Here is a 14,962-nt window from a genome sequence, read left to right as displayed (position 1 = left end):
ATGACTTCTGAAGAATTAGATATTGACTTTAGAGATGCCGTAGAACGCATCAATAATCTTCCGGGACCTTTTCCAGCCGATTTTCTTTTGCGCTTGTATGCCTATTATAAAAAGGCAACAAACGACTATGGACGGCCTAGCTCGGGGAAACCCATTATAAATGCATTTAAGACGAATGCATTATTCCAAGTTAAAGATATTACACAAGACGAAGCGAAACGCATTTACATTGATCTTGTAAATAATTATTTTTTATACAGAAAGTAGCTCCTAAGAACTACTTTCCATATAAAATTTATAAGCTTTAAATGCTATATTTATTTGTTATCTAAAACAAATTCTAAAGGTTGCCCTGTAGCTCCATTAGGAAAGCTTATTCCCAACATTCCTGAAATGGTTGGAGCAATATCTATAATTTCTGTTTTTTGCAAAGTACTTCCATGCTTAATTCCTTTTCCGAAGAATAATAACGGAACATGTGTATCATAGTTTAAACCAGAACCGTGTGTAGAACCTGTCTTACTATAAGAGATTACTGCTGGATTATATTGGTAAAGCACATCTCCAGATCGCTTCTGATTATATCCGTTTTTAAATAAACGCTGTACACCATCTGTGTATCCTCCATTGCCTATTTCGGTTGCAGGATAAGCCACATAAACATCTTTAAAAGTCATTAGTTTGTTAGCAATCTCCTGCTGTACGCTTCCTAAATTTAAGTTTAACTGATTTACTTTTTCGCGATTTAAAAAAATCTGGTTATTACTGATGTTTTCGACTAAATCTGAAGCTCCATATTTTTTAGCCATAAAACTATTCAGGTTGTCTTTAAATTCATCCTTACCAAAGTATCCTGCTGGTACATTATGAGAATGTAAATAAGAAGGGACATCTACAGCACCGTGATCTGCTGTTAAAAATACGGTATATTCACCTTTACCAACATAACTATCCAAAATCTTAAACAACCGCTCTAAATCTTGATCTAAACGTAAGTAAGTATCTTCTACTTCTTTCGAATTCACTCCAAAGTTATGTCCAACATAATCTGTAGAAGAAAAACTAACCGTTAAAACATCGGTTACATCATCCTTACCTAAGTCTTCTCCTTTAATTGCGGCTATAGCGAAATCTGCGACTATACTATTACCGTAAGGTGTTGCTTTAATAATATCAAAACCTCCATTAGTTTTGCTAAGTTTTTTTAAATCATATGGAAAAGTTGCAGTTTCTTTACCTTTAAAACCACCTTCAAATTCATTTAGATCGCTACCGCTTTCTGTATAATTTTTAATATTGTAAAGCGTATTCCAATCCTTTAAATAAGATTTTGCAGTCTTAGAAGAATTAAATTTTGTTACCCATTTAGGTAATTCTTCTTGATAATAGGTGCTCGAGATAAAAACACCTTCGTCTTTACCATGAAACCAATACGCTGCATTTGCGGTGTGACCTGCTGGTAAAATGGCTCCTCTATCTTTAATAGAGATTCCGATAGTTTTACCTTCCATTTGAGTGAATAATCTATTTTCGTCTGCAAATGTGGTTGTAAGCATACGACTCGGAGACATTTTCCCTGCCGCATCTTCTGTTCCTACAGGAGTTACATTTTCATCACCCGCACAATAAACACTACTTTTATTTTCTTTATCGTACCAATTATTACCTATAATACCGTGATTAGCAGGAGTGGTACCTGTATAAACAGAAGCATGTCCTGGTGCTGTATAGGTTGGAATATAATTAAAGTGATTATTCTTACAGTTAAAACCTTCATCCATCATGCGCTTAAAACCACCGTCGCCATATTTATTATAAAATCGAGTTAAATAATCGTAACGCATTTGGTCTACTACGATACCAACCACTAACTTTGGTTTTACGTAGATTTTTGAAGACTCAGTGTCTTGAGCTTTTTGAGCGAAGCCTGCAACATAAAGCAAACAAGCTGTAAAAAGTAAAATTGAATTTTTCATTAACATTATTTTATTTATAAAAACAAAATTAAGATTTTAAAATCTTTCTTAACTTAAATAATCATTAAATAAGTTAGAGTATTTATTTACTTTAGCACTTACAAAATATTCTATGAGTTATCTGCACAGTATTGGCGCTTACGCCATAATGATTATTGAGATTTTCAAGAAACCGACGAAATGGTCGGTTATGAAAAAGCTCATGCTTAAAGATATCGATGATTTAATTATTGGATCTTTAGGTATAGTAGCTTTCATTTCCTTTTTTGTAGGAAGTGTAGTTACTATACAAACCGCTTTAAATATGGATAATCCCTTAATACCAAAATCTTTAATTGGTTTTGCAACGAGGCAATCTGTAATTTTAGAGTTTGCACCTACCTTTATTTCTATAATTATGGCCGGAAAAGTTGGGTCTTTTATCACGTCTAGTATTGGTACCATGCGAGTAACCGAGCAAATAGATGCTTTAGAAGTTATGGGTATAAATGCACTTAATTATTTAGTATTTCCTAAACTGGTTGCATTAATGCTTTATCCTTTTGTAATTTCAATATCTATGTTTTTAGGAATTGTAGGTGGATTAGCCGCCTGTGCCTTCGGAAATTTCGCATCTATTAACGATTACATTATTGGTCTACAAGAAGATTTTATTCCTTACCATATTGCCTATGCTTTTATTAAAACTATAGGCTTTGCATTTTTATTAGCAACCATTCCTGCATATCATGGTTTTTATATGAAAGGTGGAGCTTTAGATGTTGGTAAAGCAAGTACAGTATCGTTTGTTTGGACCAGTGTTGCCATAATAACGTTGAATTTTATATTAACACAAATCCTATTAAGCTAATGATTGAAGTTAAAGATTTACAGAAATCCTTTGGAGATTCTCATATTTTAAAAGGAATTAGCACGACGTTTGAGAAAGGCAAAACAAACCTTATTATCGGACAAAGTGGTTCTGGTAAAACGGTGTTTTTAAAATGTCTTTTAGGCCTATTTAATTATGAATCTGGTAGTATTGCTTACGAAGGTCGCATTTTTTCGAAATTATCTGATGAAGAAAAACGAGAAATCAGAGCCGAAATAGGTATGGTGTTTCAAGGTAGTGCTTTATTCGATTCTATGACGATAGCCGAAAACGTTAAATTCCCATTACAAATGTTCACAAAACAAAGTAACAGCGAAATGGACGACCGTGTGAACTTTGTTTTGAAACGTGTTAATCTAGAAGGCGCACACAACAAACTTCCGTCTGAAGCCTCTGGAGGTATGCAGAAACGTGTTGCTATAGCACGTGCCATAGTAAATAAACCTAAATATTTATTTTGCGACGAACCTAATTCTGGATTAGATCCAAAAACAGCCATTGTTATAGATAACCTTATCCAAGAAATTACAGACGAATACGACATTACCACGGTAATTAATACTCACGATATGAATTCGGTAATGGAAATTGGTGAAAAAATTATATTTCTAAAAGATGGATTAAAAGCCTGGGAAGGTTCTAATGAAACTATATTTAGAACAGACAATGAAGCTGTAACCGACTTTGTTTATTCGTCTGAACTATTTAAGAAAGTCCGTAAAATGTATATCGAAGAAAACAATTAATGTTTTGCTCTTTCGATAACTAAAGTGTCTAATCTTAATTTGTATTTTAACCAACGCTCTAGTTTATCTTGATCTTTGGCAACGGACTCTTCCTTTATGCCTTTTTTCCAACGTACACCAAATATGGGTACGGTATCAATTTTTTCAAAATTTGAAGTAATTACAGGAGCATAACTAAATGAGATTAAGTTGTCATAGTTAATTTGAACTTCTTTTAAGATACTTTCAAACGGTATGGTATTGTCTTCTAAATACTGTAACTGCCCTACCTTTTTTTCTAAAAATGCGATTTTTTGCGTTTGAGAAAGTAAATCTAAAGAGTCGCGATAACGCAATTGCTCCATATACTTTACATTGTCTACGTTAGAACTGTTTTGATTGAATTCGAAATGCGCATTTTGTAGTGATGGATAGTCTGCTAATCTCGCTTTTAATAATTCGATAGTTTCTACCGGGATATACCCAAGTCCGTAAGTATTAAATTCAAAACTAGAACCATCTTTGCCATTAGAATATTTGTAAACTACATTCTTTTTAATATACTCATATTGAGGCAATCCTCTTAATTCTCGATCTAAATATAACTGCGCTTCTCTATTAAAATTACTTTCTTTTAAAACATCTACAAATGTCCACATTGCAGGAATCATAGCAACAATAGCTAAAACGGAAGCTAATTGAGAGATACGTTTTCTTTTCTTAGAATTAACGTATTTAATCATTGGGAAACGTAAAATCTTAAGTGCGATAAACGTTGCCAGTGCAATAAAAATAGTATTTATTATAAACAAGTAAAAGGCTCCCGAAGCATAACCAATTCCCTTTGAGAAATCGTCGAAGGCAACTGCTAAACCGTATCCTACCGTACATAAAGGCGGCATTAAGGCTGTGGCAATCGCCACACCAAAAATTACAGATGCAATCGTTCCTTTTTTAGTTCGCGCTATAATTAAAGCGGCCCCACCAAAAAAGGCAATAAGCACGTCTCGAATATCAGGTTTTGTTCGGGCTAACAGCTCTAAAGATTCCTCTTGTAAAGGAAAAAATTTATAGAATAAAAATGCAGTTAATACACTTAAAAGAATCATAACCCCAAAATTGATTAAGGATTTTCTAAGCGTATCGATATCGTTAATAGCAACCGATAATCCAATACCTAAAATAGGTCCCATTAAGGGCGAGATTAACATGGCACCAATAACAACTGCTGTAGAATTGGCATTTAATCCGATAGAGGCCACAAAGATAGAACAAATCAAAATCCAAGCCGTAGCGCCCTTAAAAGGAATATCTCCTTTAATAGCATCTATAGTTGCTTGTTGATCTGTATCCTGTCTAAAATCTAAAAGTTCTGACAAGAAATTTCTAAGGTTTTCAAATAGGCCTTTCGCGTCTTTCTTAATACCTTCCTTAGAATTTTCTACTGTAGATTTTTGTGCTGAAGCTTTCACTTTGTCAGCTTCATCCTCTTCAAAATTAAATTTATTTTCACTCATACATTAACAGTATTCATCTCCAAATACGTCTTTAACTTTATTACGCAATTGCTTTATATCTTGTTCTTTTTCCTTAGGATAAATAAGAAGAACATCATCTTTATCTATTATAATATAGTCATTTAAACCTTCAACAACAACAATTTTATCGTCCTTAGTTCTAATCATATTACCACTTGCATCTTTTACTAATGTTCTAGCATTTACAACGGCATTATTATCGGCATCCTTATCTAACTTATCGTATAAACTACCCCAAGTCCCTAAATCGTTCCAATCGAATTCGGCAGACAAAACATATACATTTTTGGCCCCTTCCATAATGGCATAATCCACAGAGATATTTTCTGCTTTCTCATAGTTTTCCAATATAAAATCAGATTCCGATGCTGTATTATAAGATGGAATTCCGTTTTCGAATAATTGAAATAATTCTGGCTGATTAGATTTAAAAGCCTTTACAACACTAGCCACACTCCACATAAAAATACCAGCATTCCAAACAAAATTACCTTGCTTAATAAAGGATTTTGCTGTTTCGTAATCTGGTTTTTCTCTAAATTGCTTGACTTGCTTTACAACATTCTCGGTTTCTGTATCGTATTCGATATATCCGTACCCTGTGTTTGGGAATGTAGGTTCAATACCTAAGGTCATTAGCGCATCTTTTTCCTGACAAAAATCAAAGGCTGTGATTACGTTTTTTGCAAATGCATCTTCATCTTCGATCCAATGGTCACTAGGCGCAACTAACATTAAAGCATCTGGATTCTGTTTCTGAATTTTTAAGGCTGCATATAAAATACAAGGTCCTGTGTTTCTCATCGCTGGTTCTAAAACCACTTGCTCTTGAGACACTTCTGGAAGCTGTTCTAAAACAAGATCGTTATAGTCGGCATTCGTAAGAATATAAATATTTTGTTTAGGAATAAATTTTGCTAAACGGTGAAATGTTTTCTGGATTAGCGTATCTCCCGTTCCTAACATATCGTGAAATTGTTTAGGGAAACTATTTTTACTTATTGGCCAAAATCTTGAGCCTACGCCGCCTGCCATAATAATGGCATAATTATTTTTATTCATGCTTACTTGGTATTAAATAAGTTCTATTTCAACATTTGGGTTAAACAAATATGTTTTTCCCGTTTTAATTTCCACACATTCAAAACGTTTAACACGTCTATTTCCTTTCTTGAATTGCCTTCCGTTATGGATTTTGAATACACTACCATCTGGAGCTTCAAAAATATAAGTTTTATCTGAATTATCATCAAATTGTTTTAAAGCTAAAGATAAATGATGATCTGTGTCACTCGTTGCCTTCGGGTTTTTAAAATGATTTGCTAATAAAGGTAACAATTCTACAGGAAAAACCTTTGGATTTAAAAAAGGAAGCATTAAATGTTGAAAGGTAAGTTTCCATTCTTTACCATGTGGTTTAATAAACGGACCGTAATTTTTGAACGCTTCAAAATGAGCAATTTCATGAATTAAGGTCATTAAAAACCGATACGGATTTAAATTAGAATTAACTGTAATTAGATGTCTCCCATTTTTTAGTTTTCTGTAATCCCCATGTCGCGTCTTACGTTCTGATTTTACAATAAAATCGAGTTTATCATGGGCCAATAATTCCATTACTTGAGGAATTGAATGTTCTGGTATATAGCCTTGAAGTGTGTTATGCATTATACAACAAATGTAAATGAAACTAATGAAAAACCAATATTAATATATCTTTAAGCTTCTAAACTAAATAAATTATTCTTAGTCCCTAATTAAGGGCATAGTAGAACAGCGTAATAGCCCTTCTTGCTTCGAAATTTCTGCATATGGCACTTCTTCTACAGTTATACCTTGAGCGCGTAACCAAGTGTTTAATCTAACGAATTTAACTTCAGAAATCACTACATTCTCATCGATAGAAAATATATTACTATTCATGTTATACATTTCATCTCTAGAAATATGAAATAGATTAGATTCACCAAATACATCTACTAAATATAAATAATCGGATTCGTCTCTAAACCCATCCTTGTAGATTATACCTTTATCTTTACCCACTGGCTGAAAACAACAATCTAAATGTAATGCATTATCCCTAGCCTCAGTTTTAGATTTTACCAGGTCGAATTCTTTAACAATTTTATTAGGAAAGAGCTCTTTTATAAATTTTACACCTTCAAGATTAGTACGTGCGGTAATATGATTTGCATAATCGTCTCCTTTATAAGTTCCGATAAAAATATGATCATTAAAAAGCATGACGTCCCCTCCTTCTATATGAACATCTTCTGGAGGTGTAATAATATGATCTGGATTAATTAGATTAATTACGTCTTGAAGCGCCTCTAATTCCTGCTCACGATCGGGAAGAATATTTGCTTTTATAAATTTATTATCTATTACAAATGCAATATCTCTAGCAAAAATCTGATTGTAATCTTCTATTAATTTAGGCCGAAATACGTTTACATTATATTTTTTAAAAATTGCAGCAACAGCTTCCATTTCCTTTACCATATCGGCTTCTAGCGGATAAGTTCCTGCTTTAATATGTTCAATAGACTTTGGGTCGTAGGCTTCATCTAATAAAGGTATAGGTCCGTTAGAAATAGCGGTTCCTAATACCACGGTACGTAACCGAGACGTTTCATTTTTTACATTTAATGACAACATATCTTTTTAAATAAAAATGTCATTCCGAACATTTATAAAACATAATTATGCTTTAGAATTATTCAAAATGACATTTGATTATAAACTCGTTATTTACTAACGATTTTCTACTTCAATAAAAGGTCTTAATGTTTCACCAATATATAATTGACGAGGACGACCTATTGGTTCTTTTCTTAAACGCATTTCTCTCCATTGTGCAATCCAACCTGGTAAACGTCCGATTGCAAACATAACAGTAAACATTTCTTGAGGAATATTCATTGCTCTGTAAATAATACCAGAGTAGAAATCTACGTTTGGATATAATTTTCTATCCACGAAATATTGATCTTCTAAAGCTTCTTTCTCTAAGCCTTTAGCTATCGCTAAAATTGGATCTTCGATACCTAAAGCTTCTAACACATCGTCTGCCGCTTTCTTAATGATTTTGGCTCTTGGGTCAAAATTCTTATAAACACGGTGTCCGAATCCCATTAATCTAAATGGATCATTTTTATCTTTTGCCTTAGCCATATATTTTTTAGTGTCTCCACCATCAGCTTCTATAGCTTGAAGCATTTCTAATACAGCTTGGTTAGCTCCACCATGAAGAGGTCCCCATAATGCAGAAATACCTGCAGAAATTGAAGCAAATAAACCTGCGTGAGCAGAACCTACTATTCTTACCGTAGATGTAGAACAGTTTTGCTCGTGATCTGCGTGTAAAATTAATAATTTATCTAAAGCGTCTACTAAGACTTGATTTTGTACGTATTTGGTACTTGGTCTAGAAAACATCATTTTAAGAATATTCTCTACGTATCCTAATTCGTCGTCTCCATAATCTAATGGAAGACCTTGTTTTTTACGCATAGTCCACGCTACTAAAACAGGCATTTTACCTAAGATCTTAACGATGGCTTTATACATATCTTCTTCTGAATTTACATTCACAGAAGAAGGGTTAAATGCAGTTAATGCACTTGTTAATGAAGAGATAATCCCCATTGGGTGTGCTGTTCTAGGAAAAGCATCTAATATCTTCTTAATATCTTCATCGACTGCAGATTGTGCTTTAATATCATCATGAAACTTATCGTTCTGTGCTTTAGTAGGTAATTCTCCAAAGATTAATAGATAAGTAACTTCTAAGAAGTCTACTTTTTGAGCAAGTTCTTCTATAGAATAACCACGATATCTTAAAATTCCTTTTTCACCATCTAAAAAGGTAATAGCACTTTCACAAGACCCAGTATTTTTAAAACCTGAATCTAATGTTATTACACCTTTTGTAGCGGTTCTTAAGGCAGTTATATCGATTGCGACTTCATTTTCAGTTCCTGTTACTAAAGGAAATTCGTATTTTTCCCCATCGATTTCAATTGTGGCTTGTTTTGACATATTAATATACTTATGTTTTTTTTGTTTTTTTTCTTGATTCGCGCTAAAATACAAAATCTATTACTAATTATTAATAAAAATCCAATATCAATAATTAATTAATCCGTAAATATATAAATAACAAAAAACGATTATTTCAAGAAATAATCGTTTTTAGAATATATTTAAAAAAATGTATTAGAATTTGAACGCTTTCCCTTGTGGGTAATAAGCTACATCTCCTAATTCTTCTTCAATACGTAATAATTGATTGTATTTAGCCATACGGTCACTTCTAGAAGCAGAACCCGTTTTAATCTGACCACAGTTTAAAGCTACTGCTAAATCGGCGATAGTGTTATCTTCAGTTTCTCCAGAACGGTGAGACATTACAGAAGTATAACCCGCATTTTTAGCCATATTTACAGCTGCGATAGTTTCTGTTAAAGATCCAATTTGATTTACTTTAATTAAAATAGAGTTTGCAATACCTTCTTCAATACCACGAGATAAACGCTCTACGTTAGTTACAAATAAATCGTCTCCAACTAATTGTACACGGTCTCCAATTTTTTCAGTAAGTAATTTCCAACCTTCCCAGTCGTTTTCATCCATTCCATCTTCAATTGAGATAATTGGGTATTTAGCAGATAATTCAGCTAAATATTCAGCTTGTTCTTCACTCGTTCTAATTTTTCCAGTTTCACCTTCAAATTTAGTGTAGTCGTATTTACCATCCACAAAGAATTCTGCCGCTGCACAATCTAATGCAACCATAATTTCGTCACCAAAAGAGTAACCTGCTTTTTCAACAGCCAATTTGATAGAATCTAAAGCATCCTCTGTTCCGCCTTCTAAAGTTGGAGCAAATCCTCCTTCGTCACCTACAGCAGTACTTAAACCTCTATCGTGTAACACTTTCTTAAGGTTATGGAATATCTCTGTTCCCATTTGCATGGCATGTGTAAAGTTTTTAGCTTTGACAGGCATGATCATAAATTCTTGAAATGCAATAGGTGCATCACTATGAGAACCACCATTAATGATGTTCATCATAGGTACTGGTAATGTATTTGCAGAAACACCACCTACATAACGATATAAAGGCACTCCTAATTCGAAAGCTGCGGCCTTAGCTACTGCTAAAGACACCCCTAAAATTGCGTTAGCCCCTAATTTTGATTTGTTAGCTGTTCCATCTAAATCTATCATGATTTGATCAATTTGATTTTGATCATAAACAGACATTCCTAATAATTCTTCAGCTATAATACTGTTTACATTATCAACAGCTTTAGACACTCCTTTTCCCATATAAGAATCTCCACCATCTCTCAATTCTACTGCTTCATGCTCTCCTGTAGAGGCTCCTGAAGGAACTGCTGCTCTTCCAAATGCTCCAATTTCTGTTTCTACATCTACTTCAACTGTTGGATTTCCACGGGAATCTAAAATTTGTCTTGCATGAATCTTGATAATTCTACTCATCGTATTAGTATTTAAAAAGTTAATTTTTTTGTTATAAAACACTAAATTACAAAATTGTAAGTCTACATTTTAAGAAATAAAGGTATATTTATCTTATAATATTACTACATTGTTTTCGTAACAAAAAAACCTCAAATAAAGCAAGCTTTTTTTGAGGTTTTTAGTATTTATTTCTTGATATTCTCTATGAATTGATCAAACAAATATTCGGCATCATTAGGCCCTGGACTTGCTTCTGGGTGATATTGAACAGAAAAACAATTCTTATTTTTCATTTTTAAACCTGCAACAGTATTATCGTTTAGATGCACATGTGTAACTTCTAGGTCTGGATGCGCTTCGACTTCCTCTCTATTCACTGCAAAACCATGATTTTGAGATGTAATTTCTCCTTTACCAGTAATTAAATTTTTAACAGGATGATTAATACCGCGATGCCCATTGTGCATTTTATATGTAGACACGCCATTAGCCAAGGCAATAACCTGATGACCTAGACATATACCAAACACAGGTAAATCTCTCTTTATAATTTCTTTAGCAACCTCTTGTGCAGATGTTAATGGTTCCGGATCTCCGGGACCGTTAGACAAGAAATATCCATCAGGATTAAAAGCACTTAAATCTTGGAAAGTAGAATTATAAGGAAATACTTTAATGTAAGCACCACGCTTAGCTAAATTACGTAAGATGTTCTTTTTAATCCCTAAATCTAAGGCCGATATTTTAATTTCCGCATTTTCATCACCTACAAAATATGGTTCTTTAGTAGATACCTTTGAGGCCAATTCAAGTCCATTCATTTCTGGAATATCCTTTAATCTCTTTTTAAGCCCCTCAATATTATCGACATCTGTAGAAATAACAGCATTCATAGCACCATTATCTCTAATGTAACTAACCAAAGCACGGGTATCTATATCTGATACAGCTAATAAATTATTTTGGTTTAAAAAATCTTCTAAACTTAAATCTGCTAAATCTCTGGAATAATTGTAGCTAAAATTTTTACATATTAATCCTGAAATTTTTATCCCTTCAGATTCAATTTCATTTTTTTCAGTTCCATAGTTACCAATATGAGCATTAGTAGCGACCATTAACTGACCAAAATACGACGGGTCTGTAAAGATTTCTTGATACCCTGTCATACCAGTATTAAAACAAACTTCTCCAAATGCGGTACCTTCTCTATTTCCCACAACTTTACCATGAAAAATAGTACCATCGGCTAATAATACTACCGCTTTATTCCTTTTTTGATATTTCATTTTTTAAAATACGTTACAAAATTGATTAAAATTTATAAAGACTTAGAATAATTAAGAAGAATTTTTAAATCGTTCTCATCTTTATAAGATAAGTTCTTTTCTTTATAAAAAGCTTTTACTTTATCCTGATTATCCTTTTCGACTAAGCTATATAATAATTTTTTATTAAAATTAACCTCATTAAAATCCTGTTTTTCCGGATCTTTAGAAATATAATATATCTCTTTTTTAATATACTTATCTGGACTAAGTTTACGACCAGTCATATGATTAACTTGTCCTTCGTTAACAGCAAGTTTATATTTTTTCACTAACAAAACATCTTCTGAAGAAAACACTTCTTCAAACAAAGCATCACGCTTATAATCCGGATCTTTAAATAATTTAAATGTTTTATCGCGGATAATGATTTTATCTATGTTAGCAGAATTAATAACAAATAACGAATCTTTAGCATATTTCATTTCAACTCGTCGAGATTGAATATTGAAATTTGAAGTTGGTAAGCTATATGCCGTAGCATTATTTGTAAAGAAGATTTTACCACTGTTATTCCAATTGTCATATAAATAAATAGATCCTTTTATGTCAGAACCTTTATTTACATTATATGTTGCAATAGTTGCCCCTGCAGTAATAGGTAAAGCACTAATTTGGTGTAGGTTTGAACCATCTGCCATAGTGTTAACGTTTGTTTGAGCACTAATTGTGGTACTAACAAAACCACTTAATAAAAATAGCAATAAATACTTCATAATTTTTTGACACAAATATAAAAAAAAAGGCCACCCTTAATAGGGTAGCCTCTTTTTATTTATATAATGCTTTTAACATTTATTCTTCTTCGCTAGAATCTTTTGTAGTATCTACAGCAGGTGCAGCAGCTGGTTTAGAACCACCTCTTCTACTTCTACGTGTAGTTTTCTTCTCAACTTTTCCAGCATTGTAGATTTCGTTGTAATCAACTAATTCTATCATTGCCATATCAGCGTTATCTCCTAAACGATTACCAAGTTTAATGATACGAGTGTATCCTCCTGGTCTATCACCTACTTTAGTAGCTACTTCTCTGAATAATTCAGTAACAGCTTCCTTTTGTCTTAATTTACTAAATACAATACGTCTGTTGTGTGTTGTATCTGCTTTAGACTTAGTTACTAAAGGTTCAAAAAATTGTTTTAAAGCTTTCGCTTTAGCAACAGTAGTGTTAATACGTTTGTGCTCTATTAAAGAACAAGCCATATTAGCAAGCATAGCTTTTCTATGTGCTGTTTGTCTACCTAAGTGATTTACTTTTTTTCCGTGTCTCATGACATTTGTGTTATCATCTTGCTACCAAACTCGTGATCGAGGAGCAAAATATGATTAATTAATCTTTATCTAATTTGTATTTTGATAAGTCCATACCAAAGTTTAAACCTTTTACATTTACAAGCTCTTCAAGCTCTGTTAAAGATTTTTTACCGAAGTTACGGAACTTCATTAAGTCGTTTTTATTAAATGATACAAGATCACCTAACGTATCAACTTCTGCTGCTTTTAAACAATTAAGAGCACGAACAGAAAGATCCATGTCTACAAGTTTAGTTTTAAGCAACTGTCTCATGTGAAGAGATTCTTCATCATAAGTTTCAGTTTGTGCAATTTCATCAGCTTCTAATGTAATACGCTCATCAGAGAATAACATGAAGTGGTGAATAAGCGTTTTTGCAGCTTCAGTTAAAGCATCTTGAGGCGTGATAGAACCATCAGATTCAATTTCGAAAACTAACTTTTCGTAATCAGTCTTTTGCTCTACACGGTAATTCTCGATACTATACTTAACATTTTTTATAGGCGTATATATAGAATCTACAAAGATAGTTCCAATTGGTGCAGTAGCTTTCTTATTTTCTTCTGCAGGAACATAACCTCTTCCTTTCTCAATAGTAATTTCCATATTAACAGTAACCTTAGGATCTAAATTACAGATCACTAAATCTGAATTTAAAACTTGGAAACCAGAAATATATTTTTGGAAATCGCCAGCCGTGATTTGGTCTTGTCCAGAAATAGAAATAGAAACAGATTCGTTATCTACATCTTCTATTTGTCTTTTAAAACGTACTTGTTTTAAATTTAAAATTATTTCTGTAACATCTTCTACAACACCAGGTATTGTTGAAAATTCATGATCTACACCTTCTATTCTTACTGATGTAATTGCAAACCCTTCTAAAGAAGAAAGTAAAACTCTTCTTAAAGCGTTTCCAACTGTTAATCCATAACCAGGTTCTAAAGGTCTAAATTCGAATTTACCGTGAAAATCGGTAGAATCGATCATGATTACTTTATCGGGCTTCTGAAAATTAAATACTGCCATATTTTCTTCTTTTTAATTGTTATTTAGTTGCGCGGTTTATAAGTTTGAAGAAACACGAATAAACCCTTTGGCCAAATACCAATATTTGTTATTTATTATTTAGAATATAGTTCGACAATGAACTGCTCGTTAATGTTTTCTGGAATCTGAATTCTAGCTGGTACAGAAACATAAGTTCCTTGCTTAGTTTCGTTATTCCAAGTAATCCATTCGAAAACTTGACTTGAATTTGATAAAGATTTCTCTATAGTTTCAAGTGATTTTGATTTTTCTCTTACAGCAACAACATCTCCTGCTTTTAAATTATAAGAAGGAATGTTTACCAACTCACCATTTACAGTAATATGTCTGTGAGATACTAATTGTCTAGCACCGCTTCTAGAAGGAGCAAGCCCCATTCTGTAAACAACGTTATCTAATCTAGATTCACATAATTGTAATAATACCTCACCAGTAATACCTTGTGAAGCAGTTGCTTTTTTGAATAAACCTCTAAATTGACGTTCTAATATACCGTAAGTATATTTTGCCTTTTGCTTTTCCATTAATTGGATAGCGTATTCAGATTTTTTTCCACGACGCTTGTTAGCTCCGTGTTGACCTGGAGGATAATTTCTTTTTTCGAAAGATTTGTCATCTCCAAAAATAGCTTCACCAAACTTACGAGCTATTTTAGTTTTAGGACCAGTATATCTTGCCATAATAAAT

At 32.8% G+C, this 14,962-nt stretch carries 15 protein-coding genes; 3 read left to right on the top strand and 12 right to left on the bottom strand.

Features of this window, described 5'->3' with window-relative positions; all coding sequences use genetic code 11:
* On the top strand, positions 1 to 267 hold the full coding sequence (locus tag ACKC83_RS08625) for an acyl-CoA-binding protein (RefSeq protein ID WP_414036111.1): 267 nt from the start codon (positions 1 to 3) through the stop codon (positions 265 to 267).
* Positions 268 to 317: 50 nt separating this feature from the next.
* On the opposite strand, the gene pafA is transcribed toward ACKC83_RS08625, so the two are convergent.
* Positions 318 to 1,976 (bottom strand): alkaline phosphatase PafA, encoded by a 1,659-nt coding sequence (gene pafA / locus ACKC83_RS08620; protein ID WP_434037724.1) that lies wholly within the window; start codon positions 1,974 to 1,976, stop codon positions 318 to 320.
* A 112-nt stretch (positions 1,977 to 2,088) separates the two neighbouring features.
* On the opposite strand from pafA, the gene ACKC83_RS08615 reads away from it, so the two are divergent.
* Positions 2,089 to 2,826, top strand: a complete 738-nt coding sequence (locus ACKC83_RS08615) for an MlaE family ABC transporter permease (RefSeq protein WP_414036113.1) — start codon at positions 2,089 to 2,091, stop codon at positions 2,824 to 2,826.
* On the top strand, positions 2,826 to 3,593 hold the full coding sequence (locus tag ACKC83_RS08610) for an ABC transporter ATP-binding protein (protein WP_414036114.1): 768 nt from the start codon (positions 2,826 to 2,828) through the stop codon (positions 3,591 to 3,593). Before ACKC83_RS08615 ends, ACKC83_RS08610 begins: the two co-directional genes overlap by 1 nt.
* Here ACKC83_RS08610 and ACKC83_RS08605 read toward each other — a convergent pair.
* The 11 genes from ACKC83_RS08605 to rpsD all read right to left on the bottom strand — a co-directional run bounded on the left by ACKC83_RS08605 (position 3,590) and on the right by rpsD (position 14,955).
* Positions 3,590 to 5,089 (bottom strand): DUF389 domain-containing protein, encoded by a 1,500-nt coding sequence (locus ACKC83_RS08605; RefSeq protein WP_414036115.1) that lies wholly within the window; start codon positions 5,087 to 5,089, stop codon positions 3,590 to 3,592. The genes ACKC83_RS08610 and ACKC83_RS08605 overlap by 4 nt on opposite strands.
* Positions 5,090 to 5,092: 3 nt before the next feature.
* Positions 5,093 to 6,172 (bottom strand): mannose-1-phosphate guanylyltransferase, encoded by a 1,080-nt coding sequence (locus ACKC83_RS08600; protein WP_434037723.1) that lies wholly within the window; start codon positions 6,170 to 6,172, stop codon positions 5,093 to 5,095.
* A gap of 12 nt (positions 6,173 to 6,184) precedes the next feature.
* Positions 6,185 to 6,778: a SprT-like domain-containing protein gene (locus ACKC83_RS08595; RefSeq protein ID WP_434037722.1), complete on the bottom strand. Its 594-nt coding sequence runs from the start codon at positions 6,776 to 6,778 to the stop codon at positions 6,185 to 6,187.
* Between the two features lie 78 nt (positions 6,779 to 6,856).
* Entirely contained in the window at positions 6,857 to 7,771 is a 915-nt protein-coding gene (locus ACKC83_RS08590) for a dimethylarginine dimethylaminohydrolase family protein (protein ID WP_434037721.1), read from the bottom strand.
* Between the two features lie 96 nt (positions 7,772 to 7,867).
* Positions 7,868 to 9,154, bottom strand: coding sequence for a citrate synthase (locus ACKC83_RS08585; RefSeq protein WP_414036119.1), 1,287 nt, complete (start codon positions 9,152 to 9,154; stop codon positions 7,868 to 7,870).
* A 177-nt stretch (positions 9,155 to 9,331) separates the two neighbouring features.
* Complete coding sequence (eno, locus tag ACKC83_RS08580; RefSeq protein WP_414036120.1) at positions 9,332 to 10,621, bottom strand: phosphopyruvate hydratase; 1,290 nt, start codon at positions 10,619 to 10,621, stop codon at positions 9,332 to 9,334.
* 167 nt (positions 10,622 to 10,788) lie between these two features.
* Positions 10,789 to 11,892 (bottom strand): glutamine-hydrolyzing carbamoyl-phosphate synthase small subunit, encoded by a 1,104-nt coding sequence (gene carA / locus ACKC83_RS08575; protein WP_434037720.1) that lies wholly within the window; start codon positions 11,890 to 11,892, stop codon positions 10,789 to 10,791.
* Between the two features lie 32 nt (positions 11,893 to 11,924).
* Entirely contained in the window at positions 11,925 to 12,647 is a 723-nt protein-coding gene (locus ACKC83_RS08570) for a hypothetical protein (protein ID WP_414036122.1), read from the bottom strand.
* Positions 12,648 to 12,726: 79 nt separating this feature from the next.
* The gene (rplQ, locus tag ACKC83_RS08565) at positions 12,727 to 13,203 is read right to left on the bottom strand and encodes a 50S ribosomal protein L17 (RefSeq protein ID WP_414036123.1); all 477 of its coding nucleotides are present in this window, start codon (positions 13,201 to 13,203) and stop codon (positions 12,727 to 12,729) included.
* Positions 13,204 to 13,261: 58 nt separating this feature from the next.
* Entirely contained in the window at positions 13,262 to 14,254 is a 993-nt protein-coding gene (locus ACKC83_RS08560) for a DNA-directed RNA polymerase subunit alpha (RefSeq protein WP_414036124.1), read from the bottom strand.
* 95 nt (positions 14,255 to 14,349) lie between these two features.
* Positions 14,350 to 14,955 (bottom strand): 30S ribosomal protein S4, encoded by a 606-nt coding sequence (gene rpsD, locus ACKC83_RS08555; RefSeq protein WP_414036125.1) that lies wholly within the window; start codon positions 14,953 to 14,955, stop codon positions 14,350 to 14,352.
* Between the last annotated feature and the right edge of the window lie 7 nt (positions 14,956 to 14,962).

It is taken from the genome of Formosa bonchosmolovskayae, from assembly GCF_051016085.1.
GTDB lineage: Bacteria > Bacteroidota > Bacteroidia > Flavobacteriales > Flavobacteriaceae > Formosa.
The sequence above is the reverse complement of the archived record's forward strand: the minus strand, read 5'-3'. Positions and strand labels throughout refer to the sequence as shown.

Bases quoted from the DNA above. Each gene is read 5' to 3' on its own strand.
- ACKC83_RS08585 (WP_414036119.1), bottom strand. From the start codon at position 9,154: ATGTCAAAACAAGCCACAATTGAAATCGATGGGGAAAAATACGAATTT.
- ACKC83_RS08590 (WP_434037721.1), bottom strand. From the start codon at position 7,771: ATGTTGTCATTAAATGTAAAAAATGAAACGTCTCGGTTACGTACCGTG.
- rplQ (WP_414036123.1), bottom strand. From the start codon at position 13,203: ATGAGACACGGAAAAAAAGTAAATCACTTAGGTAGACAAACAGCACAT.
- ACKC83_RS08570 (WP_414036122.1), bottom strand. From the start codon at position 12,647: ATGAAGTATTTATTGCTATTTTTATTAAGTGGTTTTGTTAGTACCACA.
- ACKC83_RS08625 (WP_414036111.1), top strand. From the start codon at position 1: ATGACTTCTGAAGAATTAGATATTGACTTTAGAGATGCCGTAGAACGC.
- ACKC83_RS08600 (WP_434037723.1), bottom strand. From the start codon at position 6,172: ATGAATAAAAATAATTATGCCATTATTATGGCAGGCGGCGTAGGCTCA.
- eno (WP_414036120.1), bottom strand. From the start codon at position 10,621: ATGAGTAGAATTATCAAGATTCATGCAAGACAAATTTTAGATTCCCGT.
- rpsD (WP_414036125.1), bottom strand. From the start codon at position 14,955: ATGGCAAGATATACTGGTCCTAAAACTAAAATAGCTCGTAAGTTTGGT.
- ACKC83_RS08605 (WP_414036115.1), bottom strand. From the start codon at position 5,089: ATGAGTGAAAATAAATTTAATTTTGAAGAGGATGAAGCTGACAAAGTG.
- carA (WP_434037720.1), bottom strand. From the start codon at position 11,892: ATGAAATATCAAAAAAGGAATAAAGCGGTAGTATTATTAGCCGATGGT.
- ACKC83_RS08615 (WP_414036113.1), top strand. From the start codon at position 2,089: ATGAGTTATCTGCACAGTATTGGCGCTTACGCCATAATGATTATTGAG.
- ACKC83_RS08595 (WP_434037722.1), bottom strand. From the start codon at position 6,778: ATGCATAACACACTTCAAGGCTATATACCAGAACATTCAATTCCTCAA.
- pafA (WP_434037724.1), bottom strand. From the start codon at position 1,976: ATGAAAAATTCAATTTTACTTTTTACAGCTTGTTTGCTTTATGTTGCA.
- ACKC83_RS08560 (WP_414036124.1), bottom strand. From the start codon at position 14,254: ATGGCAGTATTTAATTTTCAGAAGCCCGATAAAGTAATCATGATCGAT.
- ACKC83_RS08610 (WP_414036114.1), top strand. From the start codon at position 2,826: ATGATTGAAGTTAAAGATTTACAGAAATCCTTTGGAGATTCTCATATT.